Here is a 21,120-nt window from a genome sequence, read left to right as displayed (position 1 = left end):
TTCCGCGTGCAAAACCGGGGGAAAAAAGCACCCGGTGGGAAGACCGCCATGCCGCGACCTCGCAAACCGACCGCGCTCAAGGAGCTGGCCGGCACGCTTCAGCCGTGCCGCACCAACGAGCGCGAACCCCGGCTCCAGCCGGGCGTGCCGCTGCCGCCGCCGCATGCATCGGCGATGGCCCGGAAAGTCTGGCCGGGCATCGCCGGCATGCTCGAAGAGATGGGCGTGCTGACTGCGGCGGACGCGCCGGCGCTGGAGGCGCTGTGCGAGACCTACGCTGACCTGCTGCGCGCCCGCCATGCGCTCGACCGTGGCGTCAGCGACGGCGAGGACCTGATCGCCGCCGCCGGTGACCTGACCTACGTCACCGAAGGCAAGAACGGGAAGATGCTGCGCGCCCGCCCGGAGGTCGCCATGGTGGCCGACGCCGACCGGCGCCTGTGCATGTGGCTGGCCCGCTTCGGACTCACCCCGGCCGACCGTTCGCGCGTGTCCGCCGCCGCTTCCGGTGAGCAGGAAGAGGACGAGTACGAGGGCTTCTGATGGCCGCCGCGCGCTCCAGCGGCGACGCGGCCGACAAGATCGCCGCGGCGGACCAGGCCTTCGTCGACACCGCCAACCGCTACGCCCGCGATGTGGTCAACCACCGCATCCCGGCGTGCGCCTACGTGATCGCCGCGTGCCGTCGGCACCTGGATGATCTGGAACTCAGCAAGGGAGACTGGCCCTACCGTTTCGACGTGGCCAAAGCCGGCCGGGTGTGCCGCTTCATCGAGCTGCTGCCCCACACCAAGGGCAAATGGGCGAAGAAGGACCCGGCCAACCCCCGCGCCCACCTCATCACGCTGGCGCCGTGGCAGGTGTTCATCCTGTGCGTCGTCTTCGGGTGGGTCCGCAAGGCCGATGGTTTCCGGCGTTTCCGCCTGGCCTACATCGAGGTGCCGCGCAAGAACGGCAAGAGCGCCCTGGCGTCGGGGATCGGCCTCTATATGTTCGCCGCGGATGGCGAATACGGGGCGGAGGTCTACGCCGGCGCCACGACGGAGAAGCAGGCCCTCGAGGTCTTCCGGCCGGCCCGGCTGATCTGCCTTCAGACCCCGAAGCTTCGCAAGCGCTTTGGCATCCAGGTCAACGCCGCCAACCTGCACGTCGTCGCCAACGGCTCCCGCTTCGAGACGGTGATCGGCAACCCCGGCGACGGGGCCAGCCCGAGCTGCGCCATCACGGACGAGTACCACGAGCACGACACCTCATCGCAGTTCGACACCATGGTGACCGGCATGGGGGCGCGTGAGCAGCCCCTCAGCCTGGTCATCACCACGGCCGGTTTTGACATCGGCGGGCCGTGCTACGAGCTGCGCGGCGACCTCATCAAGATCCTGGACGGTGTGACGCCGGACGAGGAGAAGTTCGGGATCGTCTACACCTTGGACAAGGACGACGATTGGGCCAGGCCCGGCGCCTTGGCCAAGGCCAACCCGAACATCGGGGTGAGCGTCGCGGCCGATTTCCTGGCGGCCCGGCAACGCGAGGCGGTCAACAGCACCCGCGCACGCGGGCGCTTCCTGACGAAGCACCTGAACCTGTGGGTGAACGCCCGCTCCGGCTTCTTCGACATGAAAGCTTGGATGGCCGGGGCGCGGCCGGGGCTGACGCTGGACGACTTCCTCGGCCGCCCGTGCCGCCTGGGCCTGGACCTGGCGAGCAAGGTGGACATCGCCGCCCTGGAGATCCTGTTCCCGCCGCTGGAAGAGGGCGGGACCTGGGCCACCTTCGGCTACCACTACCTGCCCGAAGCCACCGTCGATCTGCCGGAAAACGAACGCTACCAAGCGTGGCGGGACGCCGGGCTGCTGAAGGTGACGGACGGCAACGTGACGGACTACGAGGTCATCGAAGAGGACATCCTCGATCTGGCCGACCGCTTCGAGGTGCTGGATGTGGCCTACGATCCGCACCAGGCCACCATGCTGGTCAACCGGCTGGTGAAGCGTGGCTTGCCGATGATCGAGTACCGGCCGCTGGTGCTGACCTTCTCCGAACCGATGAAGCAGCTCGACGCGCTGATCCGGGACGGCAAGCTGGAACACGCCGGGTGCCCGGTGATGACGTGGATGATGTCCAACGTCGTCGCCAAGCCCGACAAGAAAGACAACGTCTATCCCGACAAGGAAAAGCCGGCCAAGAAGATCGACGGGCCGGTGGCGCTGATTTCGGCTCTGGGCCGCGCCATGGCGCGCGAAGAGGCCGACGACGACTTCGAATATACGGGGATGTGATGGGCCTCTTCGACAGACTGCGCGGCGCCAGGGCGCCGGCGGCGCGCATCGAACCGACCGTCAGCGGCGGACCGACCGGTGAGGACACGCCGTCCGGGGTGCAGACCCCGGAGGCCTGGCTGGTGACGAGCTACGGCCGGGCGTCGAGCGCCGGGGTGCGGGTGAACGAAGGGTTGGCCCTCTCGCTGTCGGCGGTGATGCAGGCCCTGCGCGTGCTGACCGGCGTCTTCGCCATGACGCCGCTGGTCTATTACCGCCGCACGGGCAACGGTGGAAAGGAGCGGGCCACCGGGTCCCCGCGCTACACCCTGTTCCACGACCGCCCCAACGGCTTCCAGACGCCGTTCGCCTTCAAGGAGCTGTTGCTGGCGGACATCTGCCTGGCCGGCCGCTTCGCCGGCTTCATTTCGCGCGACTACCGCCAGGACCCCACCGTTCTGACCCGCCTCGATCCGCGCGGCCTGGGGGTCAACTTCCACTTCGACCGGCAGACCGGGATTGAACCCTTCTACGACGCCACGCTGCCCGACGGCACGCGCGACCGCTTCAGCGCCGATCAGGTTTGGCACATTCCGGGGTTCACCCGCGACGGCCTGACCGGCATCGACCCGATCACCTACATGCGCGAGGTGCTGGGCGGCGCCCTGGCCACCACCGAGTACGCCAACCGCTTCTGGGCCAACGACGCCAAGCCCAACGTCGTCCTCACCTCGCCCAACAAGATCCCGCGCGAGGCGAAGCAGGAGATCAAGGCGGATTGGGAGGACCGCTTCGCCGGCGCCGCGCGCGCCCACGGCACGGCGGTGCTGGACCAGGACCTCAAGCCGACCTTTCTCAGCCACGACAACGAGAAGGCGCAGCACCTCGAAACCCGGATCTTCCAGGTGTCCGAGGTGGCGCGGGCGCTGGGCGTCCCGCCGCACCTGCTGTTCGAGCTGTCGCGCTCGACCAACAACAACATCGAGCACCAAAGCCTGGAGTTCGTGATCTACCACATGATGCCCCACTACACGCGGGTGGCGGAGGCGGCGACCCTGGCCTTTGCCGAACAGGGCTGCTTCTACGAGTTCCTCCCCGACGCGCTGCTGAAGGGCGACAGCAAGAGCCGCTGGGAGGCCTACAAGGCCGCCCGCGAGCTGGGCGCGCTGAACGTGGACGAGATCCGCGCCGCCGAGAACCGCAACGCCATCGGCGGCGCCGCCGGCACGGCCTACCTGTGGCCGCTCAACTTCTACGTGGCCGGCACCGAACGGCCGAAATCCGCCGGCGGCACGCCGAAGGACTGAGGAGACTCCCCCATGCCATCCGCTGTCCTGCGCGCGATCCGCGCGCAGCCGTGGGCCATCACGCCCGATTACCTGGCCGTCATTGAGCGGATCGCCGAGCGCGCCCTGGATGCGCCGGAGGTCATCGCCAAGGCCGAGGACGGCCATGAGGCCCGCTACCTTCAGGCCGTCGCCGCCATGGGGAGCCGCTTGGACGGCGCCCGCCGGACCACCATCCGCAACGGCGTGGCCTGCATCCCGATCCTCGGGCCGATCTTTCCCCGCTCCAACGTGATGTCCGACTATTCCGGCGCCACGTCGCTGGACGTGGCCGCGGCGGATCTGCGGGTGGCGCAGCTGTCGGACGCCGTGACCCGCATCCTCCTGGTGATGGACAGCCCCGGCGGCGCGGTGTCGGGCACCGCCGAGTTCGCCGGGCTGATCGCCGCCAGCCCCAAGCCGGTCACCGCCCACGTCACCGGCCTGGGCGCGTCGGCCTGCTACTGGATCGCCAGCCAAGCCCACGAGATCGTTCTGGACCGCGCCGGCCTGGTGGGGTCCATCGGCGTCGTCATGAGCGTGCGGGCGCAGGAACACGCCGACCGCGACGGCTACCGCCAGTATGACGTCGTGTCCTCCAACGCCGCCAACAAGCGTCCCGACTTCAACACCGAGGCCGGCCGGGAGCAACTGCGCGCCGAGTTGGACCAGATCGAGAAGGTCTTCATCGGCGACGTGGCCAAGGGCCGCGGGGTCACGCCCAAGACCGTAATCGAGAACTTCGGCCGCGGCGGCGTGAAGGTCGGCAAGTCGGCGCTGGACGCCGGGATGGTCGATCGCCTGGGCACGCTCGAGGACACCCTGACCCGCCTCGCCCGTGGTGGCGGGGCCACCGGCAAGGCCGGCGACAGGGCCGCGGACCTGGAGACCGAGGTGGAGGCCGAAGCCGAAGCGGCTCCGGACACCACCGCAATTCCCGACACAGCCGCAATTCCCGACGCACTGCCGCGCACCGGGGCCAGCACACGGCTGGCCTCTCTTCAACTCGACCTGCGGCGCCGCCGCGCAAGGAGCTGACCGACATGAGCCGTATCATCAAGCTGAAGGCGGACCAGGCCAAGGTTCAGGACGACATGGAGTCGCTCCTGGCCACCGCCGACGCCGAAGGCCGCGACCTGACCGAAACCGAGGCGAAGACGTTCGAGGACCTGAAGGCGCAGGACGACAAGCTGTCCGCGTCCCTCAAGGTTGAGGAGGACCTCCAGCGCCGCCGCGCCGCCGCCGCCCGCCCGGCGGCCTCGCTGCCCGGCGCCGCCGGCCATGTGCCCGCCCAGCCGGCGGAGAAGCTGGAAGCCGGTCAGCAGTTCGCCCGCATCACCATGGCGCTGGTCAACGGCAACATGGACCGCCGCGCCGCCGCCGATTGGGCCGAAAACGCCTGGGGCACGCAGGCCGGCCAGATCGTCGCCAACCTGGAGCAGTCGGAGCAGACCAAGGGCGGCCTCCTGGTGGACGAAACCCATTCCACCGACTTCATCGACCTTCTGCGCCCGCGCGTCGTGGTGCGCGGCATGGGCGCCACGGTGCTGCCGATCCCGACCGGCAACCTGACGATGAAGCGCAAGACCTCCGGCACCTCGGCGACCTACACCGGCGAGCGCCAGCCGATCAACGTCACCGGGGCGACGGTCGGCAACATGAAGCTGTCGGCCAAGAAGCTGACCGCCCTGGTGCCGATCACCAACCAGCTCATCCGCCGCGCCAGCACGAGCGTGGAGCGCATGGTGCGCGACGATCTGCTGGGCAGCGTGGCGCTGAAGGAGGATCAGCAGTTCATCCGCGGCGTCGGCTCCGACCTCGCCCCGGCCGGTCTCGTCAACCTGGCCGCGCTCGGCAACAAGATCGCCGCCACCGACCTCTCCGGCATCACCGACGCGGCGGAGCGGGTGCAGGCGGTGCGCAACGACCTCAGCCGGCTGCGCCTGCGCGTCATCAACGCCAACGTGCCGATGGCGCGGTGCGGCTACATCGTTTCGCCGACGACCAAGGAGTTCCTCGAGAACCTGACGGACGGCAACGGCAACAAGGCCTTCCCGGAGATCCAGCAAGGCCGCATCGGCTCCTATCCCTATTCCATGACGACCTCGGTGCCGAGCAACCTCGGCGCGGATGGCGACGAGTCGGAGATCATCTTCGCCGACTTCGCCGAGGTCCTGATCGGCGACACCTACGTCACCACCATCGCCAGCTCCGATCAGGCGTCCTACCACGACGGCACGGAATGGCGTTCCGCCTTCCAGACCGACGAAACCCTGATCCGCATCATCACCGAACACGACCTGGGCACGCGCCACGACGTGGCGATCGCCGTGCTGCAACAGGTCGCCTGGAAGCCGTAAGAGGAGTCCGACGCCATGAAGGCCGTCAAGTTCAAGGAACCCGCCACGGTGGGCACGCTCTACAACGCCGGCGAGGTCGCCCGCTTCGCAACGGACGTGGCCGACGCGCTGGTGAAGGCCAAGGTCGCCGAGGAAGTGCGGGCCGAGGCGAAGAAAGCGGGCGACGCCGGCAAGTAGGCCGGCCACCCGCACCACCCGCACAGAGGGCCGGCTTTCGCCGGCCCTTGTGCTTTCCGGAGCTGCGCAATGCCCTTCGTGACCCTGGATGAAGCCAAGGCGCATCTGCGCGTGGACGGCGCCGACGAGGACGCCGACATCGCGCTGAAGCTGGCCGCGGCGGAGGAGCTGGTGGGGCAGTCGCTGGGCCGTCCGGTGCCGTGGAGCGATGGCGCCGGCCTCCCGGTGCCCGTGCCCGCGTCGGTGAAGGCCGCAGCCCTGCTGATCCTGGCCGACCTCTACGCCAACCGTGAAGGGGTGGCCGCCGGCCTGTCGCTGGCCGACAACCCGACCTTGGAGCGGCTGCTGTCGTTCCATCGCAAGGTCAGCGTGGCATGAGCGGGCGGCGCACCGGGTATCGCACCGGGGCCGGCGAGCTGGACCAGCGCGTCGCCATCGAGCGGGAGATCCGCAGCGGCGACGGCGGCGGCGGGGCCACTGTGGCGTGGGTGCCGGTGTGCACCGTCTGGGCGAAAGTCTGGCCGGTCTCCGGCGACGAACGCGCCAACGCCCAACAGCGCGAGGCGTCGGTCTTGGTACGCATGCGCATCCGCCGGCGGGCCGACGTGGCCCCCGACATGCGCGTGATCTGGCGCGGCCAGACCTACAATATCCGCTTCATCGCCGACGCCGGGCGGGACCCCTTCCTCACCCTGGATTGCGAGGGCTGATGGCACGCCGCCGACTCTCCGGAGCGATCAAGCTCCGCCGCTTGCTCCGCCGTCTGCCGGCGGACGCGCAAACCGAGGTGGCCACCGCGATCGAGGGTGCGGCGACCCGGATTTTCGACGCCGCCCTGACGGCCATGCCGGCGCCGGGAAAGAACCGCTACGCCACCGGTGAGCTGCGCGCCAAATTCAAGGTCAAGATCCGCCAGGACGGCCTCGGCGCTTCGGTCGGCAGCTTTGGCCGGCGCCGGGCGCGGCACGCCCACCTGGTGGAGTTCGGCGCCCGTCCCCACGCCATCAAGATGCCCGGCGGCGCGGTGATCCAGCACCCCGGCAGCCCGGCGCAACCCTTTTTGGTCCCGGCGTTCAAGGCGAACAAGGCGCGCAACCTCGCCGACATCGGCGGCGCCGTCGACCGCGCGCTGAAGCACGCCGCCGGCCTGGTCACCGACGATGGGGACGGCCTGGCCGCCATGCCGGCGCTGATCCGCCGCACCAAGGACGCCGACCCATGAGCGCCGGATGGGAGCTGCAAAAGGCCGTGTACGACGCGTTGTCCGTGCCCGGCGTGCTGGCCGCGCCCGTCTACGACGACGTGCCGCAGGGCGCCGCCATGCCCTACGTGGCGATCGGCGACAGCACCATCGCGCTGGCCGGCAGCAAGACCGACGACGGCGAGGACCACAGCCTGACCCTGCATGTCTGGTCCCAATACGCCGGGCGGCGCGAGACGAAGGAGCTGCTCGGCCAGATCAAGGCCGCACTGCACGGCCGCCCCCTGGTCCTGTCCGGTCACGCCCTGGTGCGCCTGCGCTTCGATTTCGCTTCCGACTTCGCCGACGTGGACGAACAGACCCGCCACGGCGTGATCCGCTTCGCCGCCCTGACCAACCCCGACTGATCCACCACCCCTTTTCCTCGAGGACGCTATGGCTGATATCCCCGGCACCGAATGCCTGCTGAAGGTGGGCAACACGGCTTCCGCGCCCGCCTCCTACACCACGTTGGAAGGCCAGACCGACACCAGCTTCGACGGCTCCACCAACGTCGCCAACACCACGGCCAAGGACAACGGCGGCTGGCAGACCGGCATGCCGACCACGATCAGCGGCCAGGTCTCGTGTTCCGGCAAGCTGCGCACCAGCCGCACCCACCTTGACGCGCTGGAAGCGGCGTGGCGGACGCGCAGCGCCCACGCCTGCCAGATCGTCTTCGACGCCGCCGGCAACGGCTACGGCGGCGACTTCTACGTCACGCAGTTCAACGTGAGCGCGCCGGCCGAAGACGCCGTCACCTACTCCATCACCCTGACGCCGGCGGGCGCCCTCGCCGCGATCCCGTGAGGCACACCATGAGCAACGCCAATCCCCACCGCGGCGAGGTCGCCCTGGTGCTGGGCGGAACCTCCGTCGCGCTGCGCCCGTCCTACGAGGCCATTGTCGAGTGGGAGGAGCGGCTGGGCCGCGGCACCACCGAGATCCTGATGCGCCTCGGGGCCTCGGCGTTCCGCGTCGCCGAGCTGGCCGCCATCGTCGGCGCCGCGGCCCGCGCCGGCGGCGCCACGATGACCGACGCCGACGCCGGCCGGCTGATCGTCGCCGACGGCCAGGTCGAAGTGATTCCGGTGGTGGCCAAGCTGCTGAAGCACGCGCTGACCGGCGGCAAGGACCCCGAACCGGGGGAAGCCGGGGCGGCGGTGACCGGGGAATCCCCTTCCGCCGCCTGATGAAACACGCCTGCGCCATCGGCTGGCGGCCCGCCGAGTTCTGGGCCGCCACGCCGCACGAGCTGTTCACCGCGCTGGACGGCTGGGCCTTGGCGCAGGGCGACAAGGACGCCCTCGCCGAAGAACGGCGCGAGCGCTTCGCCGACTTCCGCGTCGCGCTGGAACGGGCCGGAGTTGCCTAAAGGTGGCCGATGACTGAGGTCGCATCCCTTCTCGTCCGGATCGAGGCCTCCACCGCCCTGTTGCGGTCGGAGCTGGCGCGGGCGGACAAGGCGGTCGGGCAGACGGCCGGCGGCATCGAGCGGTCCGCCGCCCGCGCCGAACAGGCCGCGCGGCAGATGGCCGCCGGCGTCACCAACGCCTACGCCGGCATCGCCAAGGCGCAGGAGCGCGTCAACGCCCTCACCGGCGTGACCCGCGGCCCCACCCGCGACCGGGCGGCCGACATCGAGGCGTATGGCCGCGCCCTGGATGACATGCGGGCCAAGCTGGTGCCGGCAGCCAAGCTGGAACAGACCTACACCGCGGCGGTGGCGGAAGCCGACCGTGCGCTGAAGGTGGGGGCGATCAGCCAGGCCGAACACGCCGACGCGGTGAAGCGGGCCAAGGGCAGCTACGACGCCGGCATCGCCTCCCTGCGCGGCATGGAGCGGGCGGCCACCGGGGCGGCGAAGGCCTCCGGACTCTCCACCATGCAGATGCAGACGCTGAAGTACACGGCCAGTGACGTGGTGGCCTCGCTGGGGTCCGGCATGTCACCGCTGCAAATTGCCCTTCAGCAGGGACCGCAGGTCGCCCAAGCCTTCAGTTTCAGCATCACCGCCATGACCGCGGCCATCGCCGGCGTCGCCGTCGCGGTCGGCGCCCTGGTGGTGGCCAACCAATCCTATCAATCGTCGATGCGCGCCGTGACGGTGGCCAACCAGGTGATGGGCGGCACCATCGGCCTGACCGGTGACCAGCTCGAACGGATCGCGCGGCGGGCCGCCGACGCCGGCGGGATCTCCGTGCGGGCGGCGCGTGAGCAGGAGGCCGCCTATCTCCGCACCGGCAAGATCGGCACCGAGGTGATGGAGGGCCTCATCACCCTGTCGCGCGGCTACGCGGTGGCCACCGGGAAGGACACCGCCGAGGCCACGGCGGATCTGGCCAAGCTGTTCAGCGATCCGGTGCGCGGCGCCGAGGAGCTGGCCAAGGCCTTCAACCTGCTGTCCGACAAGCAGCTTGAGCACATCCGGACGCTGGCCCGTCAGGGGCGGGCGACCGAAGCGCAAAAACTGCTGATGGACGCCCTCAACGCGCGGGTCGGGAGCCTGGCCCGCGACGGGCTGTCCTCGCTGGCGCAGGCCTGGGAGCGCGTGGCCCGCGCCATCTCCAATGCCTTCGACGCCGCCGGCCGGGCCACTGCGCCGGAGACCAACGACCAAGCCATCGCGCGCTTGGAGGCGAAACGCCGGGACCTGTTGGCCGCCCGCAAGCTCGATGCGGACCGGGTGGACGCGGAGACCGGCGGCCAGGCCGGGGCCGACGCCGTGCCGATCGACTCCCGCTATGCCGCACCCGGCATGGGACGCGGGCCGTCCGACGATTTGGCGAACGTTGATGCGGAGCTGGCCCGGCGCACCGCCGAACGGGCGCGGGCGCGCGAACAGGCGGCCCTCGTCGCCGACCATCAGGGCCGCGTCGCCGGCAGCCGGGTGGCCGGCGACGCCGCGCGCTCCCTCGACCCGCTGCACGGCGACATCGCCGAGATGCAACAGCGGATCTCCGACCTGGAGCGTGGCGTCGGCAACCCGGAGGTGGCCAATCCCGGTCAGGTGTCGGCGGGGTTGGAGCGGGCGCGCAACCGCCTGGCCGGGCTGGAGGAGGCGCAGCGCGCCGGAGTCAGCGTCGAGACCCTGAAGGCGCAGAAGCTGGGCGAGGCGCAGGCCAAGGCCGCCGGCATGGGGGAGCGGGAACGCAGCCGCTACCTTGCGCAGGAGCAGGCCCGCATCGATCTTCTCGACGCCTCCCTCACGGCGTCGGAGAAGGACGCCAAGATCCGCGCCGCCACCGTCGCGGTGACGGCGCAGCAGACGGCGGCGACCGGCGACGCGGTGCGCCAGCTCACCCTCCAGGCCGAGGCCGCCGAGCGGCTGGCCAAGGCCGCCGGGAAGGGCGAGGCGGCGGAGCGCCGGGCGCAGATCGAAAACGACGTCGCCGCCGCGGCGCCCACCGGCCTGGGGCCGGCGACCCGCGCCGCGCGCGAGCGTGAGGAAGCGGCCACGCTGCGCGGCATCCGGGCGGAGCAGACCGCCGACCTCGACCGCCAGATCGCCGCCCAGCTCGCCCTCATCGACACCGTGGGCAAGGGGCCGCGCGTGCTGGCCGAAGCGGTGCGGGCACAGCAGGCCCACAGCCTGGCGCTGCGCGAGGGCGAGGCCGGCACGATCCGCTACCGGCAAGCCTACGAGGCCTATCTGGCCAAGCTCGCCGAACTGGACAAGGCGAACGAGGCCCTCGCCCAGCAAGAGGCGCTTTTCCAGGAGTTGGGCGACTTCGGCGAACAGGCCTTCGACCGCATCGGCTCCGCCATGACGGAGATGGCCATGAATGGCGAGGACGCCTTCGCCTCCCTGCGCAACATCGGGAAAGCCGTGGTCAGCGAGCTGATGCAGGAGTTCGTGAAGCTGTCGGCCGTCAACCCGCTGAAGAACGCGCTCCTCGGCTCCGCCGCGCCGACCCTGACCACCGCCGCCGGCTTTTTGGGAAGCCTGTTCGGCGGCTCCGCCGCCAGCACGCACGGCGCGGGCAACCTGGCCGGCGCCGGCGGCACCTTCGGCGGCGTCGGCAACGGGCCGCAGTTCCGGGCGGCCGGCGGCCCGGTCAACCCCAACGAGGCCTACATCGTCGGCGAGAAGCGGCCGGAGCTGTTCGTGCCCAAGGTGCCCGGCGTGATCCTGCCGCGGGTGCCCGAGCTGCGCGGCGGCGCCACGCCGTCCGGGGGCGGTGGGCAAACGGTGGTCGTGCAGCAGACCATGCATTTCGGCGTCGGGGTCAACGCCGCCGCCCGCGCCGAAGTCCTCAACATGCTGCCCCAGCTCAAGGCGGCCACGGTGGCCGCGGTCGAAGACCGCATGCAACGCGGGGTGCGCCGATGACCTATCCGCTGATTCCTCCCCTTACGCCGGCCCCGTCGCGCTCCGCCTTCCGGCTGCGCCGGGTGGTGGCGGTGGCGACCTCGCCCTTCACCGGGCAGCAGCAGGTCCAGGAACACCAGGGCGCGTGGTGGGAGGCCGACATCTCCCTGCCGCCGATGAAGCGCGACAAGGCCGGGGCGTGGCAGGGCTTTCTCCTGGGCTTGCGCGGCCGGCGCGGCACCTTCCTGATGGGTGATCCGGACGCCCGCGTCCCGCGGGGCGTTGCGGCCGGGGCGCCCTACGTCAACGCGGCCGGGCAGAAGGGCAACACGCTGGTCACCGCCGGCTGGGCACCGTGGATCGCCGGCATCCTGCGCGCCGGGGATTACATCGAGCTGCCCGGCAACCGCCTGCACATGGTGGTGGCCGACGCGGCCAGCGACGGCAGCGGCGTGGCGGCACTCACCATCGAGCCGCCCCTGCGCGGTGCGCCGCCCCACGGCGGCGGCGTCATCACCCGCGATGCCCGCGGCCTGTTCCGGCTGGCCTCCAACGACGCGGGATGGGACGCCGACGCCGCCGGGGTCTACGGGTTTTCCTTCTCCTGCATCGAGGCGCTGTAACCATGCGCGACCTGACCGCCGGCATGGCCGCCGCCGTCACGGCGCCAGTCATCGCCCCCATCATGCTCGCCGAGGCTCTGTTCGACAGCGGCCCCGTGCGCCTGTGGTCCGGCTATGGCGAGTTGAGCTGGGCCGGGCTGACCTGGTACGGCACCGGCCATCTGCTGAGCGTGTCCACGATCGCCGAGACTCAGGAGTTGCGCGCGACCGGCGCCACCTTCGCCCTGTCCGGCATCCCCTCCGACATGGTGGGGCTGGCCCTGCGCGAACCCTACCAGGGCCGGCCGGTGCGCCTGCTGTTCGGCGCCCTCGATGTCGACACCGGCGTCGTCATCGGCGACCCCTACGAGGTGTTCGGCGGGCGCTGCGACGTGATGGAGATCACCGAGGGCGGCGACACCGCCACCATCGAGGTGGCCGTGGAGAGCCGGCTGATCGACCTGGAGCGGACGCGCGAGCGCCGCTACGAGCATGAGGATCAGCAAACGGAATACCCCGGCGACCGCGGGCTGGAATACGTGCCGGCGATCCAGAACCAGAGCATCAAGTGGGGGCGCTGATGACCCGCTTCGAAGATTGGCCCAGCCGGCTGCACACCTTCCTGGAGGCCGCCCGCGGGCGGCCTTTTTCGTGGGGGCGCTGGGATTGCTGCATCCTCGCCGCCGACGCCGTGCAGGTCCTGACCGGCACGGACCCGCTGGCGCCGTTCCGGGGCCGCTACCGCTCCGCTCGTGGTGCTGCCCGGCTGCTGAAGCCGCTGGGTGGCTTGGCCAATGGCTGCACCGCGCTGCTGGGCGCGCCGATCGCGCCTTTGCTCGCCCAGCGCGGCGACATCGTGCTGATCGAGGATGGGCCGGGCGGTCGCCTGGCCTGCGGCGTGGTGGACCTGACCGGCCGGGCGGTGGCCTGTCCCGGAGAAGCCGGCTTGGTCTCGCTCCCCCTGGCGCGGGCGCGCCATGCCTGGAGGATCGGCTGATGCCCGTCGTTGCCGCTGGAGCCGCCGTGGCCGCCGCGGTCGGCACCGCGTCGGCGGCCGTCGCCGGAACGCTGATCGCCGGCTCCATCCTCACCACCTTCGCCGTCAACTTCGGCGCCTCGATGGTGCTGGGGCTGGCCAGCCAGGCCCTGTCCCCGAAGGCCAAGGCGCCCACCGCCACGCTGCGCGAGGACCGCACGCTGATGATCCGCCAACCGGTGGTGGCCCGCCGGCTGATCGTCGGCCGGGCGCGGGTCTCCGGGCCGCTGGTCTTCGTCCACAGCTCCAACGGCAACGAGTATCTGCATCTGGTCATCGCCCTGGCCAGCAACCGGCTCCGCAGCATCGGCACCGTCTATTTCGATGACGTGCCCGAAACCGACGCCCGCTTCGTCGGGCTGGTGAGGGTGAACCGCCACCTGGGGACCGCCGATCAGGCCGCCGACGCCGACCTGACGGCGGAAAGCGACGGGAAATGGACGGCGGAGCACCGCCTGCGCGGCATCGCCTACCTTTACGTGCGGCTGAAGTGGAGCGATCAGGCCTGGCCCGGCGGCCTGCCCTCCATCTCCTGCGATGTCGAAGGGGCGGACGAGCTGACCGACCCGCGCACCGGGGCCACCGGCTACAGCCGCAACGCCGCCTTGGCCATCCGCTGGTACCTGCGCCATCCGCTGGGGCTTGGCGTCGGCGCCGACGAAATCGACGATTCCTTCTTCGCCGCCGCGGCCAACGTGAGCGATGAGGGGGTGTTGCGGGCGGACGGCAGCGCGGAGCCGCGCTACACGGTGGACGGGCTGATCGACACCGCCCGCCCGCCCCAACAGATCCTTCAGGAGTTGCTGACGGCTTGCGGCGGCCGGCTGGTCTACGCTGGTGGGAAATGGCGCCTCCTGGCGGGCGCCTGGCAGACGCCCGGCAGGTCCCTGGCGGAAGGCGACATCACCGGCCCGATCCGGATCGCCACGCGGGTGTCCCGGCGTGAGGCGTTCAACGGCGTCAAGGGCGTGTACGTCTCGCCGGACAACCATTGGCAACCCTCCGATTACCCGGCGGTGGCCAGCGACGCCGCCATGGCCGAGATGGGCGGGGAGCGCGTGTGGCGCGATCACCCGCTGCCCTACACGATCAGCGGCAGCGCCGCGCAACGCCTCGCCAAGATCGAGCTGTTGCGCGCCCGCCAGCCGCTCACCGTCGCGGTGCCGGCGACCCTGGCCGCCATGCGCTGCCAAGCCGGCGACGTGATCCGCGTTTCCAACACGCGCATGGGCTGGGCGGCCAAACCCTTCGAGGTGGTGGAATGGACCCTGGCGGCGCGGGCCGGAGCGGACGGCGTGCCGGTGATCGGCGTCGACTTGGTGCTGCGCGAGACCGACGCCAGCGTCTTCGATTGGCTGGCCGATGAGGAATGGACCGTCGACCCGGCGCCCAACAGCAGCCTCCCCGGCCTGGTGCCGACCGCGCCGCTTTCGGTGACGGTGACGCCCAGCGCGACGATCCAGCCGGACGGGACCAGCGTGCCGGCGCTGGAGGTCGCGTGGACGGTGGCGGCGGACGCCTTCGTGGGGGAGTGGGAGGTGCAGTGGCGCCCGGCCGGCGCCGCGGCGTGGTCCAGTGCCAGGGCATCCGACCGCCGGCACGTCATCGCCCCCGTCGATCCGGGCGTGAACTACCAGGTGCGGGTGCGGGCGGTCTCGTCCCTGGGGATGCGCTCCGCCTGGGCCTACGCCTCCCCCGCCGACGCCGCCGGCGACAGCGAGCCGCCGGGGCCGCCCACGGGCTTGGCGGCGATCGGCGGCATCCGCTGCATCGCCCTCACCTGGCGCCTGCCGGCCGACCGGGATCTGGACCTGATCGAGGTGTGGGAGTCGGCCACGCCGCGGTTGGAGGACGCCGCGCCGATCGCCAAGGTGCGCGGCACCGACTTCGTGCGGCACGGCCTGGGCGGGCTGGTCACCCGCTATTACTGGGTCCGCGCCATCGACCGCAGCGGCAACGCCGGCGACTTCAACGCCGCCATCGGCACCGCCGGCACCACCGCGCAACTGTCGCACCAGGACATGGTCGACCGCATGATCGCGGAGTCGCACCTGGTGCCCTTGCTGGCCGAGAAGATCCAGGGCGTCGAGACGGTGGCGGAGGTGGTGGCGCAGGCCACCGCGCGCATCCAGGCCGGCTATGATCGCATCCGTGCCGAGGTGGGGCGGCGCGAGGCCGACGTGGCGGAGGTCACCACACGGATCACGCAGGAGGTCACCGACCGCCAAGCCCTCGCCGAACAGGTCACCGAGGTGGTGGCGCAGTACGACGCCTCCTTCGCCCGCGTCACCGAGTCGCTGACCGCGCTGAGCGCGGCCGACGGCGCCACGGCGACGCGCATCGATGGCATCGTGACGAGCTACGACACCAGCCTCGCCGGCATCCAGGAGACGTTGACCGCGCACGGCGACGCCCTTACCGCGCAGGCCAGCCGCACGGACACCATCGTCGCCGCCTACGATCGGACGTTGGCCGCCTATGAACAGCGCATCACCGCCTCCGCGTCGGGGCTGGAGGCCCTGACCGGGCAGGTGGAGACGCTGACCAGCACGGTGGGGGACAACACCTCGGCGATCGCCAGCGAAAAGGAGGAGCGGGTCAGCGCGGTCGGCGCCCTGGCCAAGTCGCTCGACACCGTGGCCGTCAAGGTGGCCGGCGTGACGGCCTCGCTGAGCGAGGAAATCACCACGCGGGCGACGAAGGACGATGCGCTGTCGCAGAGAGTGACGACGCTCAACACGACGGTCGACGGCAACAGCGCATCCATCCAGGCGCAGGCGGGCACGCTCAACGGGTTGTCGGCGCAGTACGTGGTGAAGGTCGATGTCAACGGTTGGGTGAGCGGTTTCGGGTTGGCCAGCTTCCCGACCACCGAAGGTATCGTGTCGGAGTTCGTAGTGAAGGCCGACCGCTTCATCGTCGGCCAGCCGGGCAAGAGCGCCGATTATCCCTTCGTGATCGGCACGGTGGGCGGCGTGGCCCGTATCTCCATGTCCAGCGCCTTCATCCAGGACGCCAGCATCGTCTCGGCCAAGATCGCCCACGCGGCCATCAAGAACGCGCACATCGGCTTCGCCGAGATCGAAGACGCCCACATCAAGAACCTGACCATCAAGGGCCGGTCCATCGAGGATCTGGCCGCCGGCAACATGGCCTGGGGATCGGGCAGCGGCGGGGCGTCCTGCGCCATCACCACCACCGGCAAGCCGGTGGCGCTCATCTGCTCGGTGCAGCAGGACGCGTTCAACGTCTTCGCTTCCGTCCGCGTCGTGCAGCCGCCGGCGGGCACCAGCATCCTCACCAACGCCCACGCCGGACTCGCCGGCCGAAGCGGCACCTTCTTCATCGTCGCCATTGAGCTTCGCAAATGACCGACCTCCCGACGCTTCCGGGCGGCACCTGGTTCGTGCCGCCGCCCACTGCTGCGCGGTTCACCCGCTTCGACGCGCAGGGGCGAATCCTCTGCACCGGCGGGTGCGCCCTGTCCGACTACCGGCACCAGCTCCAACCCGGAGACGCCGGCATCCTGCCGCAGGCCGCCGATCCGCTGTGCGACTACGTGGACCTGACCGGCGAGGAGATCATGGTGCGCCGCAGGCCGGTGATTGCCAGCCTGCAATCCCTGCCGATCCCGGCCACCGTGACGGTCACCTGCGTGGCGCTGGGCACGTCCGAGACCTACGAGGTGACGGACGGCGCCTTCGAGTACCGGGACGTTCCCGGCCTCTACCGCATCGCCGTCACGGCCTGGCCGCACCTCGACGCGACCTTCGCCATCGAGGTGCCGGCATGAGGACGGTGAAGATCCGCACCCGCGCGGAAATCGCCGCGCTGCGCGAGGCCGCCTTCCTCGCAGCGTGGCCGGTGCACCGGCAACTGGAGGCGCAGCAGGACGCCGAGCTGCGCGCCGACCCCACCAAACGCGACCGCATGCTCGCCGACTTCGCGGCGATCCGCGCCCGCTACCCCTATCCCGAGGATTGAATCATGGCCGGCTGGTATCGCACGGGCACCGTTTCGCTGGCCACCGGATCGGCCGGCGTTGTGGGAAACGGCACGAGCTGGGCGGGGGCGGTGCGCCCCGGCGCCACCTTCACCACCGATTTCGTCCGGCTCTACGAGGTGGTGGAGGTCGCCGATGACCGCCACCTGACGTTGGATCGTCCCTACGAGGCCAGCGTCGAAACCCTCTTGGAGGGCAGCGGCCAGCCCTACGCGATCATCTTCGCCACCGCTACCATGAGCAACGCGGAGATCGCCGCCGAGCTGATGGCCATGGTCGGCAAGTGGCAGGTGCGCGAGGACCAATACGACGATTGGGTGGCCGGCGAGCCGGACGGCGGGCCGAACGGCGACGGCAAGTATCCGCTGACCGACAGCAAGGGCGTGACTCGGCTGGTCACCTCGCCCGGCCGGTTGCTCGGGCTGATCGACGAGGGCCTGCTCAACAACGTGCAGCAGGTGGTCGACGCCATCCGGGACGACATCGCCGACGCGCAGCGCGCCGCCGACGTGGCGGCCTCCGCGGCCGTCACGCTGAAGGACTACGCCGACTCGGCACACCAGAGCGGGATCTCGGCCGGCGAGGCGATGGCGAGCGCCGCGGCGTCGGCCGACCTGGCCGGCCGCAAGGCGGTGGAGGTGCTGGACGCCGCGGCCGCCGCCGCCAACCACGCGGAGACGGCGGTGCAGGCCCGCACCGGCGCCGAGGCTGTGGTGTCCATCGTCACCGCGGCGAAGTCGGAGACCCTGACCGCCCGCGACGGGGCGGTCGAGGCAAAAGCCACCGTGTTGGAGGCGCGGGACCGGGTGGTGGTGCTGGCCGGCGAGACGCAGACCGCCCGCGACACCGTGGTGGCCTCCACCGGGACCGCCGCCGCGGCGGCGCGCACCGCCACCGACGCCGCCGGCACGGCGCAGAACGCCGCCACCGACAGCGTGAACGCCAAAGTGCAGGCCGTGGCGGCGCAGGTGGTGGCGGAGCAGCGCCGCAACGAGGCGGCGGAGTCCGCGGCCACGGCGAATGCCTGGGCGAACAACCCGGCGGGCGTGCCCGTCGTCTCCGGCGGGTACAGCTCCTATCACTGGATGGAGCTGGCGCGCGGCTACGCGATGACCGCGCAGACGATCGCCACCGGCTCCACCTTCTCCAACGTCGGCGACGGAGCGGCGACGCGCATCACCGCGCAGGCCGCCGGCGAAACGCTGCACCTGGTGCAGGGCGCCGGGATGATCGTGAATTTCGATCAGGCCACGCGCCGGGTGACCTTCTCTTCGATAGCACGCGCGGTAGCCACGGAAAGCCCGGCGCTCACCGTCAGGCTCGATGACGCCGCCAACCTCGCCTTTCTCGGCATCGACCCGTCGAAGATCGACCATGGCACGCTGGCCAACGTCGGCACCCACGGCCACGCGGACATCGACCAGCACCTCGACAACGCGACCATCCATGTGCCCGTGCCGGGCGGCGGCGACGTGGACAAGCTGCTGAAGGCGACCGGGGCGGGCACCTTCGCCTGGGTGAAGGGCACCGGCTCGGGCATCGACGCGGACAAGCTCGACGGACTGTCCTGGGAAGAGGGCATCGAGGTTCCGGCCAACGGCGCGAGCGGGGAGTGGGTGAAGCTCGGCACCTGGAACGCCAACGGCGCAACGGCGCAGGGACGGCGCCTGCTGATCCAGGCGGCCGGTAGCTTCGACTTCAGCAACGACACGGCCAACACGCGCGCCGGGCTGACCACGATCGTTGCGACGATGGGAAACGGCCTGCCCGGTGTCGCCAACATGGAAGGCCAGTTCGCCCACCTCGGCACCGTGCTGTTCGATGCGGTCAAGTTCGTGCAGGGCGACGGCGACCGCTACACCTACGCCGTCTATGCCAAGCGTCAGCCCTACGCCCCGTTCAACTTCAAGGTTCAGTGCAACGGCGCGTGGACCTCGGCCATCGCCACCGGGCAAGCGGACCCTGGCGCCGACAGCGCCACCGTGCGTGCGGCGGCCAACTTGGGGCGCCTGCTGACCACGGCCGACCAGTCCACCACGGCGACGGCCGGCGGCGTGGTGCAGCGGGATGCCAACGGCGCGATCGCCGCGACCGCCGCCGACCTGAAGGGGCCGGCGCCGGCCCTCCACTGGTCGGAAACGGACCAGCCGGCCGACGCCGGACGGTGGAGGGCCATCGCCGAGAACGGCAAGCTCGCCCTCCAGACGGTCAACGACGCCGGTGGTGACGCCCGGACGTGGCTGGACGTGGGGCGCTCCGGCCTCGCGCCGACAGCGGCGACGTTCAGCGTGCCGGTGCAGGTCGCCCTCGGCCAACTCGGCACGGCCGTAGGGACGGAGATCAAGGTCAGCGAACTGGGCGCCAACGATGGCAACGCCGACTTCCTGCGCGCCAAGCTCGTCCGCGTGCAGGCGGGCGTGAACTGGACGTCGGCCGCCTGGCGCCTTCAGCGCCGCGTCGATGTCACCGATCAGGGCTTCGTCCAGTTCGGCTCGGGTGTTGACGGCGACGGCTCCAACGGCGTCGGCCTGGGCGGCGGCGGGAGCACGGTCCGGCTGTGGGTGCCCACCGTCGGCGACGTGACCATCGACGGCAACAAGGTTTGGACCGCCGGCAACTTCGACCCCGCCACCAAGGCCGGCACGGCGGTGGCCACCGTCGCCGCCAACGGCCTGATGGCGGCCGCGGACAGGCAAATGCTCGGCGGCGCCACCGCCGCGGCCACGGCGGGCGCACTGGTGCAGCGCGACTCCAACGGTGGGGCAGCCTTCGGCGTGGTGACGGCTAGCAACGTCAAGGTCGGCAGCGCCGACGTGTGGCACAAGGGCACCCTCACCGACCTCAGCCAATTGACCAACGGCCCCGGCTTCATCACGGCGGCGGCCAGCATCACCGGCAACGCCGCCACGGCGACGACTCTCCAAACGGTGCGCACCATCAACGGGGTGTTCTTCAACGGCTCGGCCAACATCACCGTGCCCGACCTCCGTATTCCGGAGATGACCGGCAACGCTTCCCGTGTGCCCCGGATCGCGGCGAGCGGGGCGGCGCTGGAGTACCTGGACCCGATGGCCTTCGGCCAGTGCCGCATCGGCCTTCAGGGAACCACCTCCCTGGCTCTGTACCGCTACAACGGCAAATACCTGTTCATCAACGGGCGCTGGGAGACGATCCCCTCCACCCACGTCTTCCTGGCACCCTCGGCGTTCGTAGCGGGCACCCACCGCTACGTCTACGCCTACATGAGCGGGGCGACGATGACGTTGGAGGCGTCCACCACCGCCCCGGCGGTCGATACCACGCACGGCCATCGCATCAAGACGGGAGACGCCACCCGCACCTTGGTCGGCATGGCGACGGTGAGCGGCGGCGGCACCTTCAACGGCGGCACCACGCTGTATACCAAGTCGTGGTTCAACCGCCTCCCCTACAGCATGATCGTGTCCAACTCAGGCACGGTCACCCACTACGGCAACGGGAACTGGCAGAACGCCTCGAACCTGTGGAGCTACCTCCTGACGTGGGGCGACGAAACCACGGTCCTGCACTACAGCGTGTCCGGCTCCGCCACTGGGGGCAATTGCATCCTGTACGCCAATCACTTGATCGACGGCACGCCGGGAGTGGGCACGCCCGGTTCGGCTTCCTCCATCAGCAACAGCCGCGCGCATGTCAGCGCCACCTATGCCACCGCACTTGCGGACGGCCTGCACAGCTTCGGCGTCTCCGTTTTGACGGAGAACGGTTTCGTCCTCTCTCTGCCCGCCTACTACACGTCCCTCACCGTCACATCGTCTTACTAAGGGG

21 protein-coding genes are annotated in these 21,120 nt (G+C 70.7%); all 21 read left to right on the top strand.

Translation table 11 applies throughout. The features are described 5' to 3' along the window. Positions 1 to 48: 48 nt before the first annotated feature. The gene (locus FHW79_RS26005; protein WP_183181586.1) at positions 49 to 543 is read left to right on the top strand and encodes a phage terminase small subunit P27 family; all 495 of its coding nucleotides are present in this window, start codon (positions 49 to 51) and stop codon (positions 541 to 543) included. Next, a complete protein-coding gene (locus tag FHW79_RS26000; protein ID WP_183181585.1) occupies positions 543 to 2,279 on the top strand; it encodes a terminase TerL endonuclease subunit in 1,737 nt (578 codons plus the stop codon). The genes FHW79_RS26005 and FHW79_RS26000 overlap by 1 nt, the downstream gene beginning before the upstream one ends. Then, complete coding sequence (locus FHW79_RS25995) at positions 2,279 to 3,565, top strand: phage portal protein (protein WP_183181584.1); 1,287 nt, start codon at positions 2,279 to 2,281, stop codon at positions 3,563 to 3,565. The genes FHW79_RS26000 and FHW79_RS25995 overlap by 1 nt, the downstream gene beginning before the upstream one ends. Before the next feature lie 12 nt (positions 3,566 to 3,577). Continuing rightward, positions 3,578 to 4,621: a S49 family peptidase gene (locus tag FHW79_RS25990; protein WP_183181583.1), complete on the top strand. Its 1,044-nt coding sequence runs from the start codon at positions 3,578 to 3,580 to the stop codon at positions 4,619 to 4,621. 5 nt (positions 4,622 to 4,626) lie between these two features. Beyond that, complete coding sequence (locus tag FHW79_RS25985) at positions 4,627 to 5,943, top strand: phage major capsid protein (protein WP_183181582.1); 1,317 nt, start codon at positions 4,627 to 4,629, stop codon at positions 5,941 to 5,943. A 15-nt stretch (positions 5,944 to 5,958) separates the two neighbouring features. After that, positions 5,959 to 6,120, top strand: coding sequence for a hypothetical protein (locus FHW79_RS25980; RefSeq protein ID WP_183181581.1), 162 nt, complete (start codon positions 5,959 to 5,961; stop codon positions 6,118 to 6,120). 69 nt (positions 6,121 to 6,189) lie between these two features. Then, complete coding sequence (locus tag FHW79_RS25975) at positions 6,190 to 6,498, top strand: head-tail connector protein (protein ID WP_183181580.1); 309 nt, start codon at positions 6,190 to 6,192, stop codon at positions 6,496 to 6,498. After that, positions 6,495 to 6,830 (top strand): phage head closure protein, encoded by a 336-nt coding sequence (locus FHW79_RS25970; RefSeq protein ID WP_183181579.1) that lies wholly within the window; start codon positions 6,495 to 6,497, stop codon positions 6,828 to 6,830. The genes FHW79_RS25975 and FHW79_RS25970 overlap by 4 nt, the downstream gene beginning before the upstream one ends. Further along, the gene (locus FHW79_RS25965) at positions 6,830 to 7,342 is read left to right on the top strand and encodes an HK97 gp10 family phage protein (protein WP_183181578.1); all 513 of its coding nucleotides are present in this window, start codon (positions 6,830 to 6,832) and stop codon (positions 7,340 to 7,342) included. Before FHW79_RS25970 ends, FHW79_RS25965 begins: the two co-directional genes overlap by 1 nt. After that, a complete protein-coding gene (locus FHW79_RS25960) occupies positions 7,339 to 7,728 on the top strand; it encodes a DUF3168 domain-containing protein (RefSeq protein WP_183181577.1) in 390 nt (129 codons plus the stop codon). Before FHW79_RS25965 ends, FHW79_RS25960 begins: the two co-directional genes overlap by 4 nt. 28 nt (positions 7,729 to 7,756) lie before the next feature. Further along, positions 7,757 to 8,170 (top strand): phage tail tube protein, encoded by a 414-nt coding sequence (locus FHW79_RS25955; RefSeq protein ID WP_183181576.1) that lies wholly within the window; start codon positions 7,757 to 7,759, stop codon positions 8,168 to 8,170. Between the two features lie 8 nt (positions 8,171 to 8,178). Continuing rightward, positions 8,179 to 8,553 (top strand): gene transfer agent family protein, encoded by a 375-nt coding sequence (locus FHW79_RS25950; protein WP_183181575.1) that lies wholly within the window; start codon positions 8,179 to 8,181, stop codon positions 8,551 to 8,553. Beyond that, positions 8,553 to 8,735, top strand: coding sequence for a phage tail assembly chaperone (locus FHW79_RS25945; RefSeq protein WP_183181574.1), 183 nt, complete (start codon positions 8,553 to 8,555; stop codon positions 8,733 to 8,735). The genes FHW79_RS25950 and FHW79_RS25945 overlap by 1 nt, the downstream gene beginning before the upstream one ends. 9 nt (positions 8,736 to 8,744) lie before the next feature. Continuing rightward, positions 8,745 to 11,693, top strand: a complete 2,949-nt coding sequence (locus tag FHW79_RS25940; protein WP_183181573.1) for a phage tail length tape measure family protein — start codon at positions 8,745 to 8,747, stop codon at positions 11,691 to 11,693. Next, a complete protein-coding gene (locus tag FHW79_RS25935; protein ID WP_183181572.1) occupies positions 11,690 to 12,295 on the top strand; it encodes a hypothetical protein in 606 nt (201 codons plus the stop codon). Before FHW79_RS25940 ends, FHW79_RS25935 begins: the two co-directional genes overlap by 4 nt. 2 nt (positions 12,296 to 12,297) lie before the next feature. Beyond that, on the top strand, positions 12,298 to 12,855 hold the full coding sequence (locus tag FHW79_RS25930; protein ID WP_183181571.1) for a hypothetical protein: 558 nt from the start codon (positions 12,298 to 12,300) through the stop codon (positions 12,853 to 12,855). Continuing rightward, a complete protein-coding gene (locus FHW79_RS25925) occupies positions 12,855 to 13,271 on the top strand; it encodes a hypothetical protein (RefSeq protein WP_183181570.1) in 417 nt (138 codons plus the stop codon). The genes FHW79_RS25930 and FHW79_RS25925 overlap by 1 nt, the downstream gene beginning before the upstream one ends. Further along, positions 13,271 to 16,681 (top strand): DUF1983 domain-containing protein, encoded by a 3,411-nt coding sequence (locus tag FHW79_RS25920; protein ID WP_183181569.1) that lies wholly within the window; start codon positions 13,271 to 13,273, stop codon positions 16,679 to 16,681. The genes FHW79_RS25925 and FHW79_RS25920 overlap by 1 nt, the downstream gene beginning before the upstream one ends. Then, positions 16,678 to 17,103, top strand: coding sequence for a hypothetical protein (locus FHW79_RS25915; RefSeq protein WP_183181568.1), 426 nt, complete (start codon positions 16,678 to 16,680; stop codon positions 17,101 to 17,103). The genes FHW79_RS25920 and FHW79_RS25915 overlap by 4 nt, the downstream gene beginning before the upstream one ends. After that, the gene (locus FHW79_RS25910) at positions 17,100 to 17,294 is read left to right on the top strand and encodes a hypothetical protein (protein WP_183181567.1); all 195 of its coding nucleotides are present in this window, start codon (positions 17,100 to 17,102) and stop codon (positions 17,292 to 17,294) included. The genes FHW79_RS25915 and FHW79_RS25910 overlap by 4 nt, the downstream gene beginning before the upstream one ends. A gap of 3 nt (positions 17,295 to 17,297) precedes the next feature. Then, positions 17,298 to 21,116, top strand: a complete 3,819-nt coding sequence (locus FHW79_RS25905) for a hypothetical protein (protein WP_183181566.1) — start codon at positions 17,298 to 17,300, stop codon at positions 21,114 to 21,116. The last annotated feature ends 4 nt before the right edge of the window (positions 21,117 to 21,120 follow it).

Source organism: Azospirillum sp. OGB3, from assembly GCF_014192915.1.
Classification (GTDB): Bacteria; Pseudomonadota; Alphaproteobacteria; order Azospirillales; family Azospirillaceae; genus Azospirillum.
Note: the sequence above shows the minus strand (reverse complement) of the source record. Positions and strands in the feature narration are given on the sequence as shown.